Source organism: Kribbella sp. NPDC049227, from assembly GCF_043197265.1.
Lineage (GTDB): Bacteria > Actinomycetota > Actinomycetes > Propionibacteriales > Kribbellaceae > Kribbella.
This window is the reverse complement of the sequence record NZ_JBICST010000009.1, coordinates 383548-402994: the sequence shown is the minus strand read 5'-3', so window position 1 is coordinate 402994 and position 19447 is coordinate 383548. Positions and strand designations below refer to the sequence as shown.

The following is a 19447-nucleotide window of genomic DNA, read 5'->3' as shown; positions in this document are numbered from 1 at the left end:
GGCGACGACTAGTCCGGGAGCATGGGCACCGTGAGGCCCTGGTCGCGACCCAGCAGGATCCCGCGGGTGATGGCGTTGGTGCCGAACTTGTCCTTGACCAGGTCGAGAGCGCTGTCGAGTTCGTCGTTCGCGGCCTTGTCGAAGGGGAGGGCGAGTTGCAGGGCAGCCTCGTTCTCCAGGTTGCCGACCGAGATGCCGATCATCGTGATCCCCTGGCTGGCGATCAGTGGCCGGGCCGCGGACAGCAACGCCCGCGCGGTGATCAGGATCGCCCGCGTCTGATCGGTTGCCTGAGGCAACGTATGTGACCGGGTCGCCCGGCTGAAGTCGTCGAACCGCAGGCGCAGCGTCACCGTCCGCCCGGACCGCCCCGCCGTTCGCATCCGCCGCGTCACCCGATCGACCAGTCCGGCCAGCACGGCGTCCAGTGTCGCCGGCGACTTGGGGGAGCGGCCCAGCGCTCGCTGCGAACCGATCGACCGCCGACGCCGCCCGACCTCGATCGGCCGCGGGTCGCGGTTGTGCGCCAACGCATGCAGATGCCGTCCGGACGCCCGGCCGAGCATCGCGACGAGCGCGGCCTCGGGCAGCATCGCGACGTCGCCGACCTTGGTGAGCCCCCGGGTGCGCAGCTTCTCCGCGGTCACCTCGCCCACACCCCACAACCGCTCGACGTCCAACGGATGCAGGAACTCCAGCTCGCGGTCCGGCTGGACCTCGAGCAACCCGTCCGGTTTCGCCACCCCGCTGGCGACCTTCGCCAGGAACTTGGTCCGCGCCACTCCGACCGTGATCGGCAGCCCGACCTTCGACAGCACCTCGGCCCGCAGCCGCCGGGCGATCTCCAGCGGCGTCCCGGCGATCTTCCGCAGCCCGCCGACGTCGAGGAACGCCTCGTCGATCGAGATGCCCTCGACCAGTGGCGTGGTGTCCTCGAACACCTTGAACACCGCCTTGCTGGCCTCCGAGTACGCCGACATCCGCGGGTCCACCACGATCGCGCCGGGGCAGCGGCGCAACGCCTGTCCGCCGTTCATCGCCGTCCGGACGCCGTACGCCTTGGCCTCGTAGCTGCAGGCGAGGACGACGCCGGCGCCGACGATCACCGGGCGGCCGCGCAGGCGCGGGTCGTCCCGCTGCTCGACCGACGCGTAGAAGGCGTCCAGGTCGGCATGCAGGATGGTCGCCCCGCCTGATCCCGCCACGAACATATGTTCGCATACTCGCAGGGCCGAAGATAGGGAGAAATCCCGAGGCGGTCACCGTCGGCGTCAGGACAGAATGCTGCTTATGGACCTGACCGCATATCGCGATCTCTGGAAGACCCACGGAGTGATGGCGCTGCTGGCGTCGGCCCTGATCGCGAGGCTGCCGGTGATGGCGACGATGGTGCCGCTGTCGTTCCTGGCGAAGGATGCCGCCGGCAACTTCGGCTGGGCCGGAGTGGTGGCGGGTGCGTACTCGGTCGGTATGGCGGTCGCCAGCGTGGTGTGGTCGCGTCTCGCGGATCGCAGAGGAGCCCGGCGGGTCCTGCTCAGCACCGGGATGGCGTGGGGTGCGTTGATGGCAGTGGTCGCCCTGCTGCCGGACAGCTGGTACCGGGTGCTACCTGTCGCCGCCGCACTCGCCGGCATGTTCGTCGCCCCGGTCACGTCGGCGCTGCGCGCCAGTTGGCCGAAGCTCGTGCAGGGTGCGCGGCTGCGCGCGGTCTACGCGCTGGACGCGACCGCTCAGGAGCTGTTGTTCCTGATCGGTCCGATGCTCGGTGCCATCGCGGTCAGCTTCGCCAGTCCACGCGCCGGTGTGCTGGCGTGTGCCGTGACCGCGGCCGCGGCGATCTGGTGGTTCGCTCTGAAGCAACAGCCGCGGACGCCACACGACGAGTCCGACGGACCCCGCCCGACCGCGCTGCAGTTGCTACTCCACCGGCACCGGTTGCCACTGCTGTTCGCCTTCGCCTGCATGGTCACAGGCTTCGCATCGATGTCGCTGGGCATCGTCGCGTTCGCCGACGAGCACGGCAACCGCCTCATCGCCGGAGTGCTGGAGATGGTGGCCGCGGCCGGCAGCCTGAGTGGCGGCCTGGTCGGCGGGGCCCTCCCCGGCCGCCGGAACTCCTACGTCTGGCGCCGGATGCTGGCCATGACCGTCCTCACCGCCGGGTGCGTGTTCGCCACGTTCTCGGTGGTCGCCCTGGCCGTGATGCTGTTCGCGGCCGGCTGCCTGATCGCGCCGACGATCGGTGCGATCTACGAGCGGATCGGCGCGATGACGCCGGGCTCGGCGCGGACCGAGATCTTCGGCTGGATGCTCAGCGGCGGCATGATCGGGTCCGCGGTCGGCTCGGCCGTTGCCGGCACGGTGGTCGAGTCCTTCGGCGTCCGCTACGCGTGGGTCCTGATGACAGTCCTGGGATTGCTGGCGACCCTGTCCCTGATCCGCGTCCCACCCCACCGGCCGGCTGAGTCCGCCGACCTCGAGGAGCTCGCGGTACCGGCGTAGAGCATCCGGTACCGAGCCTCCAGTACGCCGGAGTCCCCGGCCCACATCGAGATCAGCCGCAACGCACGCCGGTCCAAAAACGCGCCGCGGCCCGCGGCGACGGGATGGATCCGCAGAGCCACCTCGTCGATCAGCCGCCACCGCAGCAGCGAACGGATCAGCGTGAGGCTGCCGACGACGTGCAGATCGGACCCGGGCACCCGCTTCAAGGCCGCCAGCACCCGGCGCGGATCACCTTGCAGTACTTCGGTCTCCGGCCGAGCGCTCACGGGTTGTGAGGAGACGACGAGAGTCCTGGAGTGCTCGAGTCCTGTCGCGGCGTACTGCTCGAAGGTCTTGCGGCCGAGCACGACGGTCTCGGAGCCGGTCACCAGTTGGTCGATCACGGTGCCGTAGGCGGTCCGGGGCAGCCAGCGCTCCGGCTGGTCCACGATCCCGTCCTCCGACATACACAGTCTGGCGACGATCGTTCGCATGCCACTGCCCCCTCCAGGTCGGTTCACCTGTCAGATGCAGGGGGCAAGCGAAATGTTGTCAGCTCTGTCGGCGGCCGCGACGGATCTCGGTCTCCAGGGCATCCAAACGGTTGATCCAGAACTTGCGGTACCGGTCGAGCCAGGTATCGATCTCGCGCAGCGGCCCGGGGTCCACCGCGTACAGCCGCCGGGTGCCGTCGATGGTGACGGTCGCGAAGCCGTTGTCGCGCAGTACCCGCAGATGCTGGGAGACGGCCGGCTGGCTGATGCCGAACTCGGCGCCGATCGCCGCGGCGATGCTGCCGGCCGGCAGTTCGCCGTCGGCCAGCAGTTCCAGGATCCGGCGCCGGACCGGGTCGCCGAGGATGTCGAACGCGTGCACGGATCGAAGTATTTCAGTGATGACTTATATGAACAAGGGGCGTCGCCGGCCGGACGGTTTGCGGCCGGTCGTCAACGCGGCCGTGGAACCTCCAGACGCGGTCCGGATCGGCCGGATGACCGGGGCCGGTGGGGTGGGGAAGGTATCGAGTGCCGTGGACCGGGTGCTGGTCAGCCGGTAGGCAACGAGGAAGTCACGGCTAGAATGACCGCGAACGACTACGCCTGGTGCAACGCGGCACGGCGTACCGCATTCAGTGGTTTTGAGGAGACACAGCTGTGGGACGCGTCGTGCACAAGTACGGCGGTTCTTCGGTCGCAGACGCCGATTGCATCAAGCGCGTGGCCCAACGGATCGTCGCGACGAAGAAGGCCGGGAACGACGTGGTGGTGGTCATCTCCGCCATGGGCGACACCACCGACGAACTGATGGACCTCGCCCAGCAGGTGTCCCCGTTGCCGCCGCCGCGCGAGCTGGACATGCTGCTCACCTCGGGCGAGCGGATCTCCGCCGCCCTGCTGGCGATGGCGATCGCCAACCTGGGCTACGAAGCGCGAAGTTTCACCGGCTCGCAGGCCGGTGTGATCACCACGTCCGCGCACGGCAACGCCCGGATCATCGACATCACGCCGGGCCGGATCGAGGGAGCACTGTCCGAGGGCCACATCGCGATCGTGGCCGGCTTCCAGGGCGTCGCCCAGGACACCAAGGACATCACCACGATGGGCCGCGGCGCCTCCGACACGACCGCGGTCGCGCTGGCCGCCGCGCTCGAGGCGGACTACTGCGAGATCTACACCGACGTGGACGGCATCTTCACCGCGGACCCGCGGATCGTGCCGGCCGCCCGGCAGATCCCGAAGATCTCCTACGAGGAGATGCTCGAGATGGCCGCCTGCGGCGCCAAGGTGCTGCACCTGCGCTGCGTCGAGTACGCGCGGCGCTACAACGTCCCCGTCCATGTGCGCTCCTCCTTCTCGCAGAAGGAAGGCACCTGGGTCGTCGATGCGAAGGAACTGGATCAAATGGAACAGGCGATCATCTCCGGTGTGGTCCAGGACCGCAATGAGGCCAAGATCACCGTGGTCGGCGTACCGGACAAGCCCGGTGAGGCGGCCCGGATCTTCGAGACCGTCGCCGGCGCCGAGACCAACATCGACATGATCGTGCAGAACGTGTCCGCGGTCGCCACCAACCGCACCGACATCTCCTTCACGCTGCCCCGCGTCGACGGCGCCCGGGCGATGTCCGCGCTCGCCCGGATGAAGGACGAAGTGGGCTACGAGCAGTTGCTCTACGACGACCAGATCGGCAAGGTGTCGGTGGTCGGTGTCGGAATGCGCTCGCACCCGGGCGTGTCCGCGAAATTCTTCTCCGCGCTCGCCGACGCCGGCGTGAACATCGAGATGATCTCCACCTCGGAGATCCGGATCTCGGTGGTCGTGGACGAGAACCTGGTGGATGCCGCCGTGACCGCGGCGCACACCGCATTCGATCTGGACGACGAGCACACCCAGGCCGTCGTGTACGGAGGAACTGGACGGTGACCCCTGTGAGCGCTGCGGAGAACACGATCGAGGACCGGACGGGTCTGCCTTCCCTGGCGGTGGTCGGTGCGACCGGCGCGGTCGGGTCGGTGATGCTGACCCTGCTCTCGACCCGGGAGAACGTCTGGGGAGAGATCCGGCTGATCGCGTCCGAGCGCTCCGCGGGCAAGCGTTTGAAGGTCCGCGGCGAGGAGGTCGAGGTCGTCGCGATCAGCGAAGGCGCGTTCGACGGCATCGACGTGGCGATGTTCGACGTACCGGACGCGGTGTCCGCGCAGTGGGCGCCGATCGCGGCCGCCAAGGGTGCCGTCGTCGTGGACAACTCCGGCGCGTTCCGGATGGACGCGGACGTCCCGCTGGTGGTGCCGGAGGTGAACGCCGAAGCCGCCCGGAACCGGCCGCGCGGCATCATCTCCAACCCGAACTGCACGACGCTGTCGATGATCGTCGCGATGGGTGCGCTGCACCACCGCTTCGAGCTCGAGCAGCTGGTCGTCGCGTCGTACCAGGCGGCCTCGGGTGCCGGGCAGGAAGGCATCGACGCGCTGTACGACCAGCTGATGAAGGTGGCGGGCAATCGCGACCTCGGCACCACGCCGGGCGACGTCCGCCGGGTGATCGGCAACGCGCTCGGCCCGTTCCCGGCGCCGCTCGCGCTGAACGTCGTTCCGTGGGCCGGTTCGCTCAAGGACGACGGCTGGTCGTCGGAGGAGCTCAAGGTCCGCAACGAGTCGCGCAAGATCCTCGGCCTGCCCGACCTGAAGGTGTCCGCGACCTGCGTCCGGGTGCCGGTCGTCACCACGCACTCGTTGTCGGTGCACGCGCGGTTCGCTCAGGAGGTCGACGCCGACGAGGCCCGCGAGGTACTGCGGGACGCTCCGGGCGTGCTGCTGTTCGACAACCCGGCGGAGGGCGAGTTCCCGACCCCGGCCGACGTGGTCGGCACCGATCCGACCTGGGTCGGCCGGATCCGCAAGTCGCTGGACGACCCGAACTCGCTGGAGCTGTTCGTCTGCGGCGACAACCTGCGCAAGGGCGCGGCGCTGAACACGGCGCAGATCGCCGAGGTCGTCGCCAAGGAGTTCACCGCGACCGCGTCCTAGAAGTCCCTTGTGGCAAAGGCCCGTCGCCTGCCCGCCCGCCCCGGCGAGCAGGCGACGGGTGTCTAGAGCCAGTTCTCCCGTGCGGCGTGCAGGGCGAGCTGGAAGCGGGTGCTGGCGCCGGTGCGGTTCATCAGGCGCTCCAGGTAGCGGAAGAAAGTACGTCGGCTGATACCCAGCGTACGGGCAATCGTGTCGTCCGCGGCACCCGTGGCGAGCAACGCGAGCAGGCGGCGCTCGATCGGTTCGAGCCGGTCGTCCTCGGTGCCGACCGACGCGTGCAGCGGCAGCGCGTTGCGCCAGCACAGCTCGAACATCCCGATCAGGGCGGTCAGCAGGCTGCTCGGCCGGATGATCAGCAGCGACCGGTTCACATCGGTGTCGCGCACCGACATCGACACGAACGCGATCGAACCGTCGATGATGGTCAGCTTGGCCGGTACGTAGGGCAGGACCCGCGCCTGCTCGCCGGCCTCCACACAGGGCAGGATGTTCTCGGTCAGGTACCCCGGCACCTCGACCGACTCAGGCGAGTACACGACCCGGTAGGAGACGCCCCGCTTGAGGTGGTCGATCTCCTCCTGGTTCGGCCCGCCGATGTAGTACGGCGGCGAGTCGATCGCCAGGATCTCCCGCTGCGCACCGCCCTTGATCTGGTGGATGCGTTCGACGATCGCGCTGCCGGTGACGACCTCGATCAGGTGCGTGGTCGACTCGTTGTGCACGGTCCGGCGGAACTCGTCGTACGCGTTCAGCACCTCGATCCGGGCCTGCTTCAGCTCGGACTCGCGACGCAGGGTCATCGCCTCGAGGCCGGCGTCGGGTGGCACGGGCAGGAAGCGGGAGTGGTCCGAACCGGACCGCCGCGCCAGGCCCGCCTGCACCAGCCCGCCGAGGGTGGCGTCGATGGTGGCGTCGCGGTCGGGGACCGCCTCGTCCAGTTCGGTGATCGACGACGGACCGGTCCGCAGCAGGTGCTGGTAGACCTTGATCTCGTCGTTGCTGAGTCCGAGCACCTTCAGATGGTCGGCACGCTCCGTGTCCGTTGTGCTCACAACTCTCTCCTCCCTTCCGAGTGCTGTCACTGCCCGCTACCGCCCCTCCAGAGTAGGGCGGTCGATCCAGTGCCGATCGCACTGTCCGTGTCGCCCTGAATGCACCCAGCGATATTTGTTGTCCTGTCAGCATTCTTGTGCCGTGTCACCATCTGGCCACCATTTCTGCGCAGTTGTGAGCGAGAATTGAGGTCCAGCAGCCCGGCGACGGACCACCTGAGCGCCGCCGGGCTGCTGTTCCAATTCTGGCCCGAGTTCGCTGTTCCGTCAGCGGAGCCCGTTTCGGTTGGGTCTCGATCCCGGCGCATCGGTGCCCTCGCACTCCCGTGCCATCACCGGCTGTGCTGGAGGGTGTACAAACTGTGCATCTCCATCGTGAGGCCGATGAGGAGGAGAAGCGCCGATGCGACCGGTTCCGCCCCGTTCCGCCGCTCGCTGTGGTGCTGCCGTCCCCAGTGTCCGGTCGTGGCTCCCCGTCCTTGAGTCACGCTGCCGGGCAGTGTCTTCCGTCACCGGCCTCGGGTCCGTCTCGACGTCTGCTGCGCGCACCTGCTGGCGATCGCAGCCGATCCGGGGACGTGCCCACGGCGCGATGACCGCCGCCCTGGTCATCGTGCCTGCCGATCCGGTGTCCGCCCGTCCCGTCTCCGCCCCGCGCGGACGGGTCACCGGATCGCCGGTTGCGGCCGTGTCGCCCCTGACACGGCCCGGGCCCCGGGAGGTGCCGAGCGGAGCTCCGTGGATGGTGAGGCTGTCCATGGCGCGCGGGGACCTCGTGTCCCCCGTCCGGCTCGCCCCGGCCAGGAAGCACCGCCTGGGGCCCACCGCCGGCTGACACCGGTCCAGACCACTCGTGGGGTGGTGCGACACATCACGCCGCCGCTGCGAACTTCGCGGCCCCGCCGGACGTCGTACAGGGGAATTGACCGCGATTTGATCTTGCTCCCTGGTGTTCGCGAGAGTGCTCGGTGAGCATGGTCCGCGCGCCGTTTCCATGCTCTGGAAGGCGTTTTGGCCGTCGCAGGTTGTCAAATGTATATTCCGGATAACGATCGGCGACGGACGATTTCTTCCAGTGGTTCCCTCGGTCGGGCGCGGCAGTGGTAGCTGTCTGTACGTCGTTGCTCACTATGGAGGACCACCGTGTCGTCGGCCAAGTGCCCGGTCCGCTACTCTGCTCCCGGTCTGCGTGGCTGCGAACGGCAGGAGTTCGGCCGGCGCGGACTCGACTTCCGGCAGAGAGAGGCGTCGCCTGAATGAACGCGACTAGCGTCGACGAGGAGTTCAACCCGTCGGTGCATGTGTACGAACCGCACAAGGTCGGCCTGCCGCCGTTGCGTCCCTATTTCAAGGCGCTGTGGCAGCGGCGGGAGTTCGCGGCCGAGATGTCCCGGACGAACATCCGGGCCGCCAACAGCAACACCTTCTTCGGACAGGTGTGGCTGGTGCTGAACCCGTTGCTCCTGGCGGCTGTCTACTACCTGCTGACCGAGATCATCGCGGGCGGTGCGAGCAAGACCGACGGCGCGGAGCGGTTCGCGCACATGTGTGGCGGCCTGTTCGTCTTCTATTACTTCTCCGGTGCGATGACGGCCGGAGCGACCAGCGTCGTCGGCGGCGGCAAGCTGCTGATGAACATGTCGTTCCCGCGGATGCTGCTACCGCTGGCCGCCCTCCGGACCTCGTTCTTCCGCTTCCTGCCGACGATGGTCGTGTATCTGGCGATCCACCTGATCATGGGACAGCCGCTGCGGTGGCCGATGCTGCTCGCGCCGGCGTTCCTGGTCATGCTGACGTTCTTCGCCGCCGGCATGGGCATGGTCTTCGCCGCGCTGCAGGTGTACTTCCGGGACACGACGTCCTTCCTGCCGTACTTCGTCCGGATCTGGCTGTACCTGTCCCCGGTGCTGTGGTTCGCCGAGCAGGCCCCGGCCAGGTTCAAGGGCTTCATCCAGTACAACCCGCTCTACTCGCTGATCGGCGGCTGGACCGACCTGCTCGTCCGCGGTGACATCCCGCCGTTGAAGATGTGGGTCGGGGCAGGGTTCTGGGCGGTCCTCGCCGCCGTGGTCGGCTCGTTGTTCTTCATGTCGAGGGAGCGTGAGTTCGTTGTCCGTCTCTGAGGCTGAGAAGAAGTCGATGCAGAAGACCGAGCCGGCCGTGCCCGCCGTCAAGGTGCAGGATGTGTCCATCACCTACCGGACCACGTTCGAGCGGGTGCCGACCTTCAAGAGCGCGATCGTCCGGTTCGGCCGCGGCGAGCGGGCGATCCGGGAGGTCAAGGCCGTACAGAACGTCTCCTTCGACGTGAACCACGGCACCACCATCGGCATCATCGGTGCGAACGGCGCCGGCAAGTCGACGCTGATGCGGTCGATCGCCGGCATCCTGCCGCCGACCTCGGGCCGGATCGAGGTGCACGGCCGGGTCAGCACCCTGCTGTCGCTGGGCGTCGGCTTCAACGCGGCCCTGTCCGGCCGCGAGAACGTCGTACTCGGTGGACTGGCCGCGGGCCTGAGCCGCAAGGCGATCCAGGAGCGGTACGAGGAGATCGCGGAGTTCGCCGAGCTCGGTGACTTCATGGAGATGCCGATGCGGACGTACTCGTCCGGCATGTTCAGCCGGCTGGCGTTCTCCGTCGCGGTCCACATGGACCCGGACATCCTGCTGATCGACGAGGCCCTGTCGGCCGGCGACGCGTCCTTCAAGACCAAGGCCGCGGCCAAGATGAACGAACTGGTCACGAACAGCCGGACCATGTTCCTGGTCAGCCACGCGATGAGCAGCGTCCGGGATCTGTGCAACGACTGCATCTGGCTGCACAAGGGCAAGGTGATGATGCGCGGTGAGCCCAACGAGGTGATCACGGCGTACACCAAGTTCCTCCAGGTCGGCGAACAGGAATCCGTCTCTCTCGAGGACCTCTGACCATGCCCGATTCCGGGTCCCGCAGTACGGCGCCGGACGTGGGGATCATCACGACCGGCCACGACGTGGCCGACGCACGCCTGCACAAGATCACCGCGGCCCTGCACCAGCGCGGCCTGAGCGTCGAGCTGTGGGGCCTGGGTGAGGCCGAAGGCGGGCCGGTCGGCGCGGTCGTCCACGCCGGTCCCCGGGGCAACATGGTCCAGCGGATGGCCCGGACCGCGGTGCTGCCGTGGCGGACCAAGGCGAAGGTGGTGATGACGGTCGATCCGGACATGATCCCGGTCACCCGTCTCGTCAGCACCCTGCGCCGTCGCAAAATGGTTGCCGACGTTCACGAGGACTACGACCTGCTGCTCGCCGACCGGGCCTGGGCGAGGGGACCGGCCGGCCTCCCGGCCCGGCTCATCGTCCGGGCGAGTTCCAAGCTGGCCGCCGGCGCCGACCTGACCGTCGTCGCCGACTCGCATCTGGCCCCGCACGAGGCGAAGCGGCGACTGGTCGTCCAGAACTTCCCCTACGTGCCGTTCCTGGCCCCGACGCCGCCTTCGGGCCCGCCGCGGGCCGTGTACATCGGGGACCTGCGGGCCAGCCGTGGCCTGTTCGACATGGTCGAGACCGTCGCCGCGGCACCGGACTGGTCACTCGACCTGGTCGGCCCGGTGGCGTCGTCGGACTGGGACCAGCTTCAGGCCCGGATCGAGCAGTCCGATCTGGCCGGCCGGGTCCGGTTGCACGGGCGCCAGCCTCCGGTCGACGCGTGGCGGCTCAGCCAGGGTGCCTGGGCCAGCCTGGCCATGCTGCAGCCGACACCGGCGTTCGTGGAAGCGATGCCGTCCAAGATCTACGAGTACCTCGCCAGCGGTCTTCCCGTCCTGTCCACCCGGCTGCCCCGGCAGACCAAGGTGATCGAGGAGTCCGGTGGCGGAATCCTGGTGGACTCGGTGGCAGAGGCGTCCGAGGTCCTGCGGCGCTGGTCCGCGGATCCCGGCGAGCTGGAGAAACTGCGCGACCACGCGCTTCAGTGGGCGGCCGAGCACCTGCCCGCGACCACGCCGTACGACGAACTGGCCGACGCGATTCTCAACTTGCTAAGAGGAAGTGCATGAAGGACCGCCCACACATGCTGTACGTCGCCTGGGGCTTCCCGCCCTGCCGAGGAGGCGGTGTCTACCGGGCCCTGGCCACGGCCAACCGGTTCGCCGCGCTCGGCTGGAAGGTGACCGTGCTGACGGCCGACCGCGAGACCTTCCACCGGTTCACCGGCGCCGACCTGACCCTGGAGGAGCGGGTCGACCCGTCCATCGAGGTCGTCCGGGTGCCGTTCGACTGGCCGATCCTCGAGGCCGACCTGCGCCGGTGGTCCAAGCGCCGTGCCCTCAACCCGAAGGTCTGGAGCAAGTGGCGGACCAAGCAGGACCACGTGCCGTTCCCGGAGACCGGGTACGGGCCGTGGCGCTCGGTCATCGAGAAGGCCGCGGACCGGATCCACAAGGCCAACAAGGTCGACCTGACGGTCGCCACCGCGAACCCGAACGTCGCGTTCACCCCGGCGTACCTGCTGCACAAGAAGTACGGCGTGCCATACGTGATGGACTACCGCGACGCCTGGCTGCTGGACGTGTTCACCGGTGACCGGTTGCACGAGCCGAAGAGCCGCGCGGCCCGCTGGGAGAAGAAGCTGGTCGACTCCGCGCGCGAGATCTGGTTCGTCAACGACCCGATCCGGGACTGGCACGAGAAGCTCTACCCCGCGCACGCGCACAAGATGCACACGGTCTCCAACGGCTTCGATGCCGACCTGGTGCCGGACACCACGGACCGTGGCCCGGCCGGCGACCGGCCGTTGACCTTCGGGTACGTCGGCACCGTGTCGCCGAAGGTCCCGCTGACCGAGTTCGTCGAGGGCTGGCAGCTGGCCCGCTCGCAGTCCGGCGAGCTGGACGGTGCGAAGGCCAAGATCTACGGCTACCTCGGGTACTACGCCCAGCCGCGCGCCGACATGCTTGCCACGATCAACAAAGCCACCGACGACGGGGTCAGCTACGAGGGACCGGTCGGCAAGGCGGAGATCGCCCGGGCCTACGACGAGTTCGACGTCCAGTTGCTGATGCTGGGCAAGGGGCGGTACGTGACCAGCGGCAAGGTGTTCGAGTACCTGGCGACCGGGTTGCCGATCGTGTCCGTGCACGACCCGGAGAACGCGGCGTCCGACGTACTGCGTGGTCATCCGTTGTGGTTCCCGGTGACGGACGTGACGCCGGAGGCGATCGCGGCCGCGCTCGTCGAGGCGGCGCACGCGGCCCGGACCGCCGACGAGGGGATCCGGGCGAAGGCGCGTGAGTTCGGTGCGTCGTACCGGCGGGATCTGCAGCTGGATCCGCGGATCGAGTCGCTGGCCGCGTCCGTGCAGGGGGTGGCGGCGTGAAGACCGTCGTCCTGCTGAGCACCCGGCGCCTCCCGCCGACGTACTTCGACACCGTCCGCGAGGACCTCGGCAACCAGGAGTTGTCCCTCGACGTCATCGCCTGGATGCCGCCGTCGGGGTGGGTCGCCGACAAGGTCAACACCTTCACCCTCATCGGGCCGGGCCGGATGCCCAAAGCGCCCGCGCCGGAGCCGGTCGTCGAGGCTGACCCGACCGAGGAAGCCCCGGACGCGGTCATCGCTCCTGAGGCTGTTGCCGGGCCGGAGTCCGTGGTCGGTGAAGCTGAAGTAGCACCCGCCGCGGCTGAGGTCCCCGCCGATGCGGCGGAAGACGAAGCTGCCACACCGGCCGCGTCCGCCGAGGAAGTGGAATCCAAGGCCGATTCCCCCCAACCCACCGAAACCCCGGCAGGCGCCGCGCCCACCACCCCGGCGGGTGCCGCCTCGACCACCCCGGCGGGTGCCGCTGGCGCTGCGTCGGGTGGTGCATCCGCCTCCTCTCGGCCTGCGGGGAAGCCGCGGGTCACTGGGTTGAAGCGGGTTCGGAAGGCTTTGGGGTGGCGGTATCGGAGGGCTCGGAAGGTTGCGGGCAAGGTGTTGCCCAAGGCAATCAAGACGTCGGCGCCGGTGAAGTTCCTGCGCGGGAACCGGGCCAGCAAGGACCTGGGCAAGACGTACTGGGGCCGGATCGAGAGCCGTCGCGACGTACTGACCACGATCGCGCAGGCGGATGTCGTCATCGCCCTCGACGCCGGTGCGATCTGGGCCGGCTGGAACCTCGGCCAGCGCCGCGGCAGCGTCCCGGTCGTCCTCGGACTCCCGGCTGCCCGCCGCGAGCTGGATCAGCTGAAGGCCACGACCAAGGCCGCTGCAGGTAATGGATGACGCGATGACGGTGACGCGTTCGATCCGCGAGCACCTGCCGGCGCCATTGGCCCGGACCGCTGGAGCGGTCCGGCGGCGCCTGCGTGGTGTGCGGTACTCGTTCGCGCAACTGCCGGCGTTCCCGCCGGTGGCCACGACCCCCGTGCGGATGCTGGTCGGACCGACCAACTCCGCCGGTCAGGGGCACGCCTGGGCCCAAGCCGCCCAGACGATCCCCGGGGTCAGCGCCGTCTCGTTCACCTTGCAGCGCAAGGCCCAGTTCCAGTTCGTCCACGACTACGGCGTACCGCTCGCCTGGTTCGGCCAGCCGCGTTGGCAGCGGTCCCAGGAGCAGCACATCGTCGGTTCGTACACGCACGTGATGGTGGAATCGCTGCGCCCGATCTTCGGTGCCCGCGGCTTCCCGGACGCGTCGCCCGACATCGCGACCATGGTCGATGCCGGTATCAACGTTTCCCTGCTCTTCCACGGTTCCGACATCCGCCTGCCCAGCCGGCACGCGAAGCGCGAGCGCTGGTCGCCGTTCGTCCCCGGTGACGAGCTGACCGAGCGCCTGGAGACGCAGGCCCGTCGGCACGCCGAGCTGGTCGAGCGCCTCGGCCTGCCGGTGTTCGTGTCCACGGTCGATCTGCTCGACGACGTACCGGACGCGCGATGGTTGCCGGTGGCGATCGACGCGACGCGCTGGCAGCAGGCGGCCCGCCCGCTGTTCACCGGCGAACGACCGGTCGTCGCGCACGTCCCGTCGAACGCGAAACTCAAGGGCACCGAGGAGATCGACGCCGTCCTGACCCGGCTGCACGAGTCCGGCGCGATCGAGTACCGGCGCATCACCGGCGTACCGCACGACCGGATGCCGAGCGTCATCGGCGACGCGGACATCGTTGTCGACCAACTTCGGATCGGCCTGTACGGCGTGGCCGCCGCGGAAGCACTGGCCGCCGGGCGGATCGTGGTGTCGTACGTCGGTGATGCCGTTCGCCACCGCGTGCATAGTCTGACTGGGCGAGAGGTGCCGATCGTGGAGGCGGATCCAGACACCCTGGGTGATGTTGTCACGGGCCTGATCGCCGATCGTGACGCCGCGGCCGAGCGGGCGGCCGCCGGCCCCGGCTACGTGGCGGAACTGCACGACGGAAGCCGCTCGGCCGCAGCACTCACCCCCTGGCTCACTTCGAAGGAGATCCTGTGACGTCCCGCATCGCGCCCACCGCCGACGTCGACGACAGCGCCGTGATCGGCGACGGTTCGTCGATCTGGCACCTGGCCCAGATCCGTGAGAACGCGGTGCTGGGCGAGAACTGCATCGTGGGCCGCGGCGCCTATGTCGGAACCGGGGTCCGGATGGGCAAGAACTGCAAGATCCAGAACAACGCCCTGGTCTACGAACCGGCCTCGCTCGAGGACGGCGTGTTCATCGGTCCGGCCGTGGTGCTGACCAACGACTACTTCCCGCGCGCGGTGAACCCGGACGGCTCACTGAAGAGCGGGCACGACTGGGAGCCGGTCGGCGTCACCATGAAGGAAGGCTGCTCGCTCGGTGCGCGCAGCGTCTGCGTGGCGCCGGTCACGATCGGCCGCTGGGCCACCGTCGCCGCGGGTGCGGTGGTCACCAAGGACGTGCCAGACTTCGCGCTGGTCGCCGGGGTTCCGGCCCGCCGGATCAAGTGGGTCGGCAAGGCCGGAGTTCCGCTGCTCGACGTCGGGAACGGCGAGTGGAAGTGCCCGAACACGGGCGAGACGTACATCGAAACCGACGGACGGCTGCGGCCGGCCGGTGAAGACATGGAGGAGAACTGATGGTGCAGCCGATTCCGGCCGCGAAGCCGATCATCGGGAAGGAGGAGCGCGAGGCCGTCGACCGGGTGATGCAGTCCGGCATGCTGGCCCAGGGCCCCGAGGTGGCGGCGTTCGAGCAGGAGTTCGGCGCAGCGCTCGTCTCCGGCCGAGCCTGCGTCGCGACGAACTCGGGCACGTCGGGTCTCCACCTCGGCCTCCTGGCTGCGGGCGTCGGACCGGGTGACGAGGTCATCGTCCCGTCCTTCACCTTCGCCGCGACCGCGAACAGCGTCGCGCTGACCGGCGCCACCCCGGTGTTCGCCGACATCGAGCCGACGTACTTCTGCCTGGACCCGGCCGCGGTCGAGGCCGCGATCACCGAGAAGACCAAGGCCGTCATGCCGGTGCACCTGTTCGGTCACCCGGCGAACATGACCGCCCTGCAGGCCATTGCGGACAAGCACGGCATCCAGATCTACGAGGATGCCGCGCAGGCGCACGGCGCGACCTGGAACGGCGCGCAGGTCGGCAGCTTCGGCGAGTTCGCGATGTTCAGCCTGTACCCGACCAAGAACATGACGTCCGGTGAGGGCGGCATGAACTCGGTCGCGAACGCCGACATCGAGCGCCGGATGCGCCTGCTGCGCAACCAGGGCATGCTCAAGCAGTACGAGAACGAGCTGGTCGGCCTGAACAACCGGATGACCGACCTGCACGCCGCGATCGGCCGGGTGCAGCTGACCAAGCTGACCGGCTGGACCAAGCAGCGGCAGGAGAACGCGGCCTTCCTGGACGCCAACCTGCAGGGTGTCGCCGTACCGGCCGTGGCCGCCGAGGCGACGCACGTGTACCACCAGTACACGATCCGGGTGACCGACGACCGCGACGGCTTCGCGAACGCGCTGCGCACCGAGTACGGCGTCGGCTGCGGCGTCTACTACCCGATCCCGAACCACCGGCTCCCCTCGTTCCAGCGCGAGCTGGACCTGCCGGAGACCGAGAAGGCCGCGGCGCAGGTGCTCTCGCTGCCGGTCCACCCCTCGCTGTCCGAGGACGACCTGGACCGGATCGTTTCCGCAGTGAACACCGTGGCGAAGGCTGGTGCGTGAGATGGCGAACCTGCGAGCCGGACTGATCGGCCTGGGCATGATGGGGCGCCACCACGCCCGCGTGCTCGCCTCCCTCGAGGGCGTCGACCTGGTCGCCGTCGCCGACCCGGGTGGTGACAAGTTCGGCGTGGCCGGCGGTCGCCCGGTGCACGAGAACATCGAGCAGTTGATCGCCGAGGGCATCGACTACTGCATGGTGGCCGTCCCGACGCAGTACCACTCGGAGATCGCGAAGGCGCTGGCGGAGGCCGGCGTACACGCGATGATCGAGAAGCCGCTGGCCGGATCCGCGTCCGAGGCGACCGAGATCGCCAAGGCGTTCGAGGCGGCCGGCGTCATCGGCGCGGTCGGTCACATCGAGCGGTACAACCCGGCGCTGCAGGCGCTGCGGGTGCGGCTGGAGGCCGGCGAGCTGGGCGACATCTACCAGATCACCACCCGCCGCCAGGGCCCGTTCCCGGCCCGGATCGCCGACGTCGGCGTGGTGCTCGACCTGGCCACCCACGACATCGACCTGACGGCCTGGGTGACCCAGTCGCCGTTCATCGCGGTGTCCGCACAGAGCGCGCACAAGTCCGGCCGGCAGTACGAGGACCTGATCGCGGTGACCGGCAAGCTTGCCGACGGCACCGTGACCAGCCACCTGGTCAACTGGCTGTCCCCGATGAAGGAGCGGCTCACCGTCGTCACCGGTGAGAAGGGCGCCTTCATCGCCGACACGCTGCTGGCCGACCTGTCCTTCCACGCCAACGGCACGGTCGCCACCGCGTGGGACGACGTCGCGCACTTCCGCGGTGTCAGCGAGGGCGACATGATCCGGTACGCGATCAGCAAGCCGGAGCCGCTGCGCACCGAGCACGAGGCGTTCCGCGACGCGGTGCTGGGCAAGGAGGCCGACATCGTCACGCTGAAGCAGGGTCTGCAGACCGTCGTCGTCGCCGAGGCCGTGATCCAGTCCGCGGCCGAGGACCGCACCATCAAGGTCGCCCAGGAGCCCGCGCAGTCATGAAGGTCCTGAGCGTCGTCGGGGCACGACCACAGTTCGTCAAACTGGCGCCGGTGGCGGAGGCGTTCGCCGCCACCGAGCACCAGCACGTGATCGTGCACACCGGGCAGCACTACGACAAGAACATGTCCGACGTGTTCTTCGCCGACCTGCGCATCCCGGACCCGGACGTCCACCTGGGCGTCGGGTCCGGCAGCCACGGTGTCCAGACCGGCGCGATGCTGGCCGCGATGGACGCCGTACTGGACGAGCACCAGCCGGACTGGGTGCTGGTGTACGGCGACACCAACTCGACGCTGGCCGGGACGCTGTCGGCGGTGAAGATGCATCTGCCGGTGGCGCACCTGGAGGCCGGGCTGCGGTCGTTCAACCGGCGGATGCCGGAGGAGCACAACCGCGTCCTGACCGACCACGCGGCCGACATCCTGCTCGCCCCCACCCAGGTGGCGATGGACCACCTGGCCAACGAGGGTCTGACGGACAAGGCGCGGCTGGTCGGCGACGTGATGACGGACGTGTGCTTCCGGGTCCGCGACGCGGTCCAGGACAAGCCGCTGGACCTGCCGTTCCAGCGCGGCGAGTACGTCGTCTCGACCATCCACCGGGCCGAGAACACCGACGACCCGGCGCGGCTGGCGGCGATCATCGACGGTCTCGCGGCCGCTGGTGCACCGGTGCTGCTGCTCGCGCATCCGCGGCTGGTCGCGCGCTGCGCGGAGTACGGCATCAAGCTCGACCGTCCGGACGGTTCGCTGCACGTCCGGGAACCGCTGGCCTACCCGGAGATGGTCGCGGCCGTGCTCGGCTCGGCCGGTGTGGTGACCGACTCCGGTGGTCTCCAGAAGGAGGCGTTCCTGCTCGGCCGGGTGTGCACCACGTTGCGCACCGAGACCGAGTGGGTGGAGACCCTGGACGACGGCTGGAACGTCCTGACATCTGATGTGAGCAAGTTGCCTGAACTGGCCGCCCGGCCGGCTCCGGCATCAAACCGCCCCATGCCCTATGGAGACGGCCACGCCGCAGGCCGGGTCGTTTCCGCTCTCGCGGAGTAGACATATGACGAAGGCCGCCGAGGAAGACCAGAGCCAACTGCCAACGCCGGGGACCCAGTCCCCGGCGTCGGCCGTTGCCGAAGTCACGGCGGGACCAGGCACCTCCGGTCCGGAGGCGCCACGCAAGCGACTGCCCAGAGTGGAGTCGCTGACCGGCCTGCGGTGGTGGGCGGCGTTCTTCGTGTTCTGCCACCACATGTCCAACCTGGCGCCGCTGCCGATCCTCGACTTCCTCAAGTGGGGCACGTCGGGGGTGACGTTCTTCTTCGTGCTGTCCGGTTTCGTGCTGACCTGGTCGGCCCAGCCGGGGACGAAGATCCGCACCTTCTACCGGCGCCGCTTCGCCCGGATCTGGCCGGCCCACATGGCCGCGCTGATCGCGGCCTTCTTCGTGTTCTACCGGGTCGATCCGCCGGCCGACATGCCCTGGATCAAGCCGATCTCGCTCACCGTGCTGCTGCTGTCGGTGCTGCTGCTGCACGGCTGGACCAACGACCCGACCATCCTGTACGGCGGCAACCCGGCGTCCTGGACCTTGTCGGTGGAGGCGTTCTTCTACGCGTACCACCCGTTCGTGCAGCGGGCCACCGCCAAGCTGAAGACCGGCGGTGGCCTGGTCTTCTGTGTGGCCATCCTCGTGCTCTCGGGGGCCTACCGGCTCTCGTTGTTCCATTTCCCCGGGGTCATACCGGTGTTCCCGCAACCGGTGCTGCACTCGACATCGTTCCTGTTCGGCATCGCGCTGGCGATCACGCTCCGGTCCGGCTGGAAGCCGCGGATCCCGGTCTGGTTCGCGTTCCTGGTCGTCGGGTTCGGCCTGTTCACCCTGTACTACTCCGGCGAGCACCCGGCCAAGGTCCCCTTCGGCATCACCATCGGCCTGACCCAGAAGGAGATTCTCACCCTGCTGTACGGCTTCCTGATCTTCGCCGTCGCGATCCGCGACACCCGCGGCGGCAGGTCCTGGCTACGCAGCAAGCCGCTGGTCGCGCTCGGCCAGTGGTCCTACTCCTTCTACCTGATCCACGCCACCATCCTGTACGCGATCCTGGAGATCCACGGCCCGGCCGGCAAGGTCGGCTGGATCAACCTGATCTGGTACGCCGGTGTCTGCGCCCTCTCGATCCTCGCCTCGTGGCTGATGTACAAGTTCGTCGAGCATCCGCTGGAACGGAAGCTACGAGGCCCCCGATGAAGAA

The 19447-nt window shown here is 68.8% G+C and carries 19 protein-coding genes; 15 read left to right on the top strand and 4 right to left on the bottom strand.

Features of this window, described 5'->3' with window-relative positions; genetic code table 11:
* Positions 1-8: 8 nt before the first annotated feature.
* On the bottom strand, positions 9-1211 hold the full coding sequence (gene dinB, locus ACGFH6_RS38420; RefSeq protein WP_393394592.1) for a DNA polymerase IV: 1203 nt from the start codon (positions 1209-1211) through the stop codon (positions 9-11).
* 79 nt (positions 1212-1290) lie between these two features.
* On the opposite strand from dinB, the gene ACGFH6_RS38415 reads away from it, so the two are divergent.
* Positions 1291-2502: an MFS transporter gene (locus ACGFH6_RS38415; protein WP_393394589.1), complete on the top strand. Its 1212-nt coding sequence runs from the start codon at positions 1291-1293 to the stop codon at positions 2500-2502.
* On the opposite strand, the gene ACGFH6_RS38410 is transcribed toward ACGFH6_RS38415, so the two are convergent.
* The gene (locus ACGFH6_RS38410; protein WP_393394586.1) at positions 2385-2978 is read right to left on the bottom strand and encodes a dihydrofolate reductase family protein; all 594 of its coding nucleotides are present in this window, start codon (positions 2976-2978) and stop codon (positions 2385-2387) included. The genes ACGFH6_RS38415 and ACGFH6_RS38410 overlap by 118 nt on opposite strands.
* 58 nt (positions 2979-3036) lie before the next feature.
* Positions 3037-3360, bottom strand: a complete 324-nt coding sequence (locus ACGFH6_RS38405; protein WP_393394583.1) for an ArsR/SmtB family transcription factor — start codon at positions 3358-3360, stop codon at positions 3037-3039.
* 19 nt (positions 3361-3379) lie between these two features.
* On the opposite strand from ACGFH6_RS38405, the gene ACGFH6_RS38400 reads away from it, so the two are divergent.
* From ACGFH6_RS38400 to ACGFH6_RS38390, 3 genes are all read left to right on the top strand, one after another.
* Entirely contained in the window at positions 3380-3541 is a 162-nt protein-coding gene (locus ACGFH6_RS38400) for a hypothetical protein (protein ID WP_393394581.1), read from the top strand.
* A gap of 97 nt (positions 3542-3638) precedes the next feature.
* Positions 3639-4907, top strand: coding sequence for an aspartate kinase (locus ACGFH6_RS38395; RefSeq protein WP_131361394.1), 1269 nt, complete (start codon positions 3639-3641; stop codon positions 4905-4907).
* Positions 4904-6010, top strand: coding sequence for an aspartate-semialdehyde dehydrogenase (locus ACGFH6_RS38390; protein WP_393394577.1), 1107 nt, complete (start codon positions 4904-4906; stop codon positions 6008-6010). The genes ACGFH6_RS38395 and ACGFH6_RS38390 overlap by 4 nt, the downstream gene beginning before the upstream one ends.
* Before the next feature lie 62 nt (positions 6011-6072).
* Here the strand turns inward: ACGFH6_RS38390 and ACGFH6_RS38385 are convergent, their stop codons facing one another.
* Positions 6073-7062 carry a helix-turn-helix domain-containing protein gene (locus ACGFH6_RS38385; RefSeq protein WP_360457006.1) on the bottom strand — a complete coding sequence of 330 codons (990 nt, stop codon included), beginning with the start codon at positions 7060-7062 and terminating at the stop codon, positions 6073-6075.
* A gap of 1256 nt (positions 7063-8318) precedes the next feature.
* Between ACGFH6_RS38385 and ACGFH6_RS38380 the strand changes: the two genes are divergently transcribed.
* The 11 genes from ACGFH6_RS38380 to ACGFH6_RS38330 are packed head-to-tail and all read left to right on the top strand — an operon-like array spanning position 8319 to position 19443.
* Complete coding sequence (locus ACGFH6_RS38380) at positions 8319-9185, top strand: ABC transporter permease (protein WP_393394574.1); 867 nt, start codon at positions 8319-8321, stop codon at positions 9183-9185.
* A gap of 16 nt (positions 9186-9201) precedes the next feature.
* The gene (locus ACGFH6_RS38375) at positions 9202-9990 is read left to right on the top strand and encodes an ABC transporter ATP-binding protein (protein WP_393394571.1); all 789 of its coding nucleotides are present in this window, start codon (positions 9202-9204) and stop codon (positions 9988-9990) included.
* A 2-nt stretch (positions 9991-9992) separates the two neighbouring features.
* Positions 9993-11099 carry a glycosyltransferase gene (locus tag ACGFH6_RS38370; protein ID WP_393394568.1) on the top strand — a complete coding sequence of 369 codons (1107 nt, stop codon included), beginning with the start codon at positions 9993-9995 and terminating at the stop codon, positions 11097-11099.
* The gene (locus ACGFH6_RS38365) at positions 11096-12418 is read left to right on the top strand and encodes a glycosyltransferase (protein WP_393394566.1); all 1323 of its coding nucleotides are present in this window, start codon (positions 11096-11098) and stop codon (positions 12416-12418) included. The genes ACGFH6_RS38370 and ACGFH6_RS38365 overlap by 4 nt, the downstream gene beginning before the upstream one ends.
* On the top strand, positions 12415-13302 hold the full coding sequence (locus tag ACGFH6_RS38360; protein ID WP_393394563.1) for a hypothetical protein: 888 nt from the start codon (positions 12415-12417) through the stop codon (positions 13300-13302). Before ACGFH6_RS38365 ends, ACGFH6_RS38360 begins: the two co-directional genes overlap by 4 nt.
* 4 nt (positions 13303-13306) lie before the next feature.
* Complete coding sequence (locus ACGFH6_RS38355; RefSeq protein WP_393394560.1) at positions 13307-14494, top strand: hypothetical protein; 1188 nt, start codon at positions 13307-13309, stop codon at positions 14492-14494.
* The gene (locus ACGFH6_RS38350; protein ID WP_131361405.1) at positions 14491-15102 is read left to right on the top strand and encodes an acyltransferase; all 612 of its coding nucleotides are present in this window, start codon (positions 14491-14493) and stop codon (positions 15100-15102) included. Before ACGFH6_RS38355 ends, ACGFH6_RS38350 begins: the two co-directional genes overlap by 4 nt.
* A complete protein-coding gene (locus tag ACGFH6_RS38345) occupies positions 15099-16190 on the top strand; it encodes a DegT/DnrJ/EryC1/StrS family aminotransferase (RefSeq protein ID WP_393395108.1) in 1092 nt (363 codons plus the stop codon). The genes ACGFH6_RS38350 and ACGFH6_RS38345 overlap by 4 nt, the downstream gene beginning before the upstream one ends.
* Before the next feature lies 1 nt (position 16191).
* On the top strand, positions 16192-17199 hold the full coding sequence (locus ACGFH6_RS38340; RefSeq protein ID WP_393394556.1) for a Gfo/Idh/MocA family protein: 1008 nt from the start codon (positions 16192-16194) through the stop codon (positions 17197-17199).
* A complete protein-coding gene (gene wecB / locus ACGFH6_RS38335) occupies positions 17196-18248 on the top strand; it encodes a non-hydrolyzing UDP-N-acetylglucosamine 2-epimerase (protein ID WP_393394554.1) in 1053 nt (350 codons plus the stop codon). The genes ACGFH6_RS38340 and wecB overlap by 4 nt, the downstream gene beginning before the upstream one ends.
* A gap of 4 nt (positions 18249-18252) precedes the next feature.
* A complete protein-coding gene (locus ACGFH6_RS38330; RefSeq protein ID WP_393394551.1) occupies positions 18253-19443 on the top strand; it encodes an acyltransferase family protein in 1191 nt (396 codons plus the stop codon).
* The last annotated feature ends 4 nt before the right edge of the window (positions 19444-19447 follow it).

What these genes read in the sequence shown, in the direction of transcription:
- dinB (WP_393394592.1), bottom strand. Translation starts at nt 1,211, where the DNA reads ATGTTCGTGGCGGGATCAGGCGGGGCGACCATCCTGCATGCCGACCTG.
- ACGFH6_RS38415 (WP_393394589.1), top strand. Translation starts at nt 1,291, where the DNA reads ATGGACCTGACCGCATATCGCGATCTCTGGAAGACCCACGGAGTGATG.
- ACGFH6_RS38410 (WP_393394586.1), bottom strand. Translation starts at nt 2,978, where the DNA reads ATGCGAACGATCGTCGCCAGACTGTGTATGTCGGAGGACGGGATCGTG.
- ACGFH6_RS38400 (WP_393394581.1), top strand. Translation starts at nt 3,380, where the DNA reads ATGACTTATATGAACAAGGGGCGTCGCCGGCCGGACGGTTTGCGGCCG.
- ACGFH6_RS38380 (WP_393394574.1), top strand. Translation starts at nt 8,319, where the DNA reads ATGAACGCGACTAGCGTCGACGAGGAGTTCAACCCGTCGGTGCATGTG.
- ACGFH6_RS38375 (WP_393394571.1), top strand. Translation starts at nt 9,202, where the DNA reads ATGCAGAAGACCGAGCCGGCCGTGCCCGCCGTCAAGGTGCAGGATGTG.
- ACGFH6_RS38370 (WP_393394568.1), top strand. Translation starts at nt 9,993, where the DNA reads ATGCCCGATTCCGGGTCCCGCAGTACGGCGCCGGACGTGGGGATCATC.
- ACGFH6_RS38365 (WP_393394566.1), top strand. Translation starts at nt 11,096, where the DNA reads ATGAAGGACCGCCCACACATGCTGTACGTCGCCTGGGGCTTCCCGCCC.
- ACGFH6_RS38355 (WP_393394560.1), top strand. Translation starts at nt 13,307, where the DNA reads ATGACGGTGACGCGTTCGATCCGCGAGCACCTGCCGGCGCCATTGGCC.
- ACGFH6_RS38340 (WP_393394556.1), top strand. Translation starts at nt 16,192, where the DNA reads ATGGCGAACCTGCGAGCCGGACTGATCGGCCTGGGCATGATGGGGCGC.
- wecB (WP_393394554.1), top strand. Translation starts at nt 17,196, where the DNA reads ATGAAGGTCCTGAGCGTCGTCGGGGCACGACCACAGTTCGTCAAACTG.
- ACGFH6_RS38330 (WP_393394551.1), top strand. Translation starts at nt 18,253, where the DNA reads ATGACGAAGGCCGCCGAGGAAGACCAGAGCCAACTGCCAACGCCGGGG.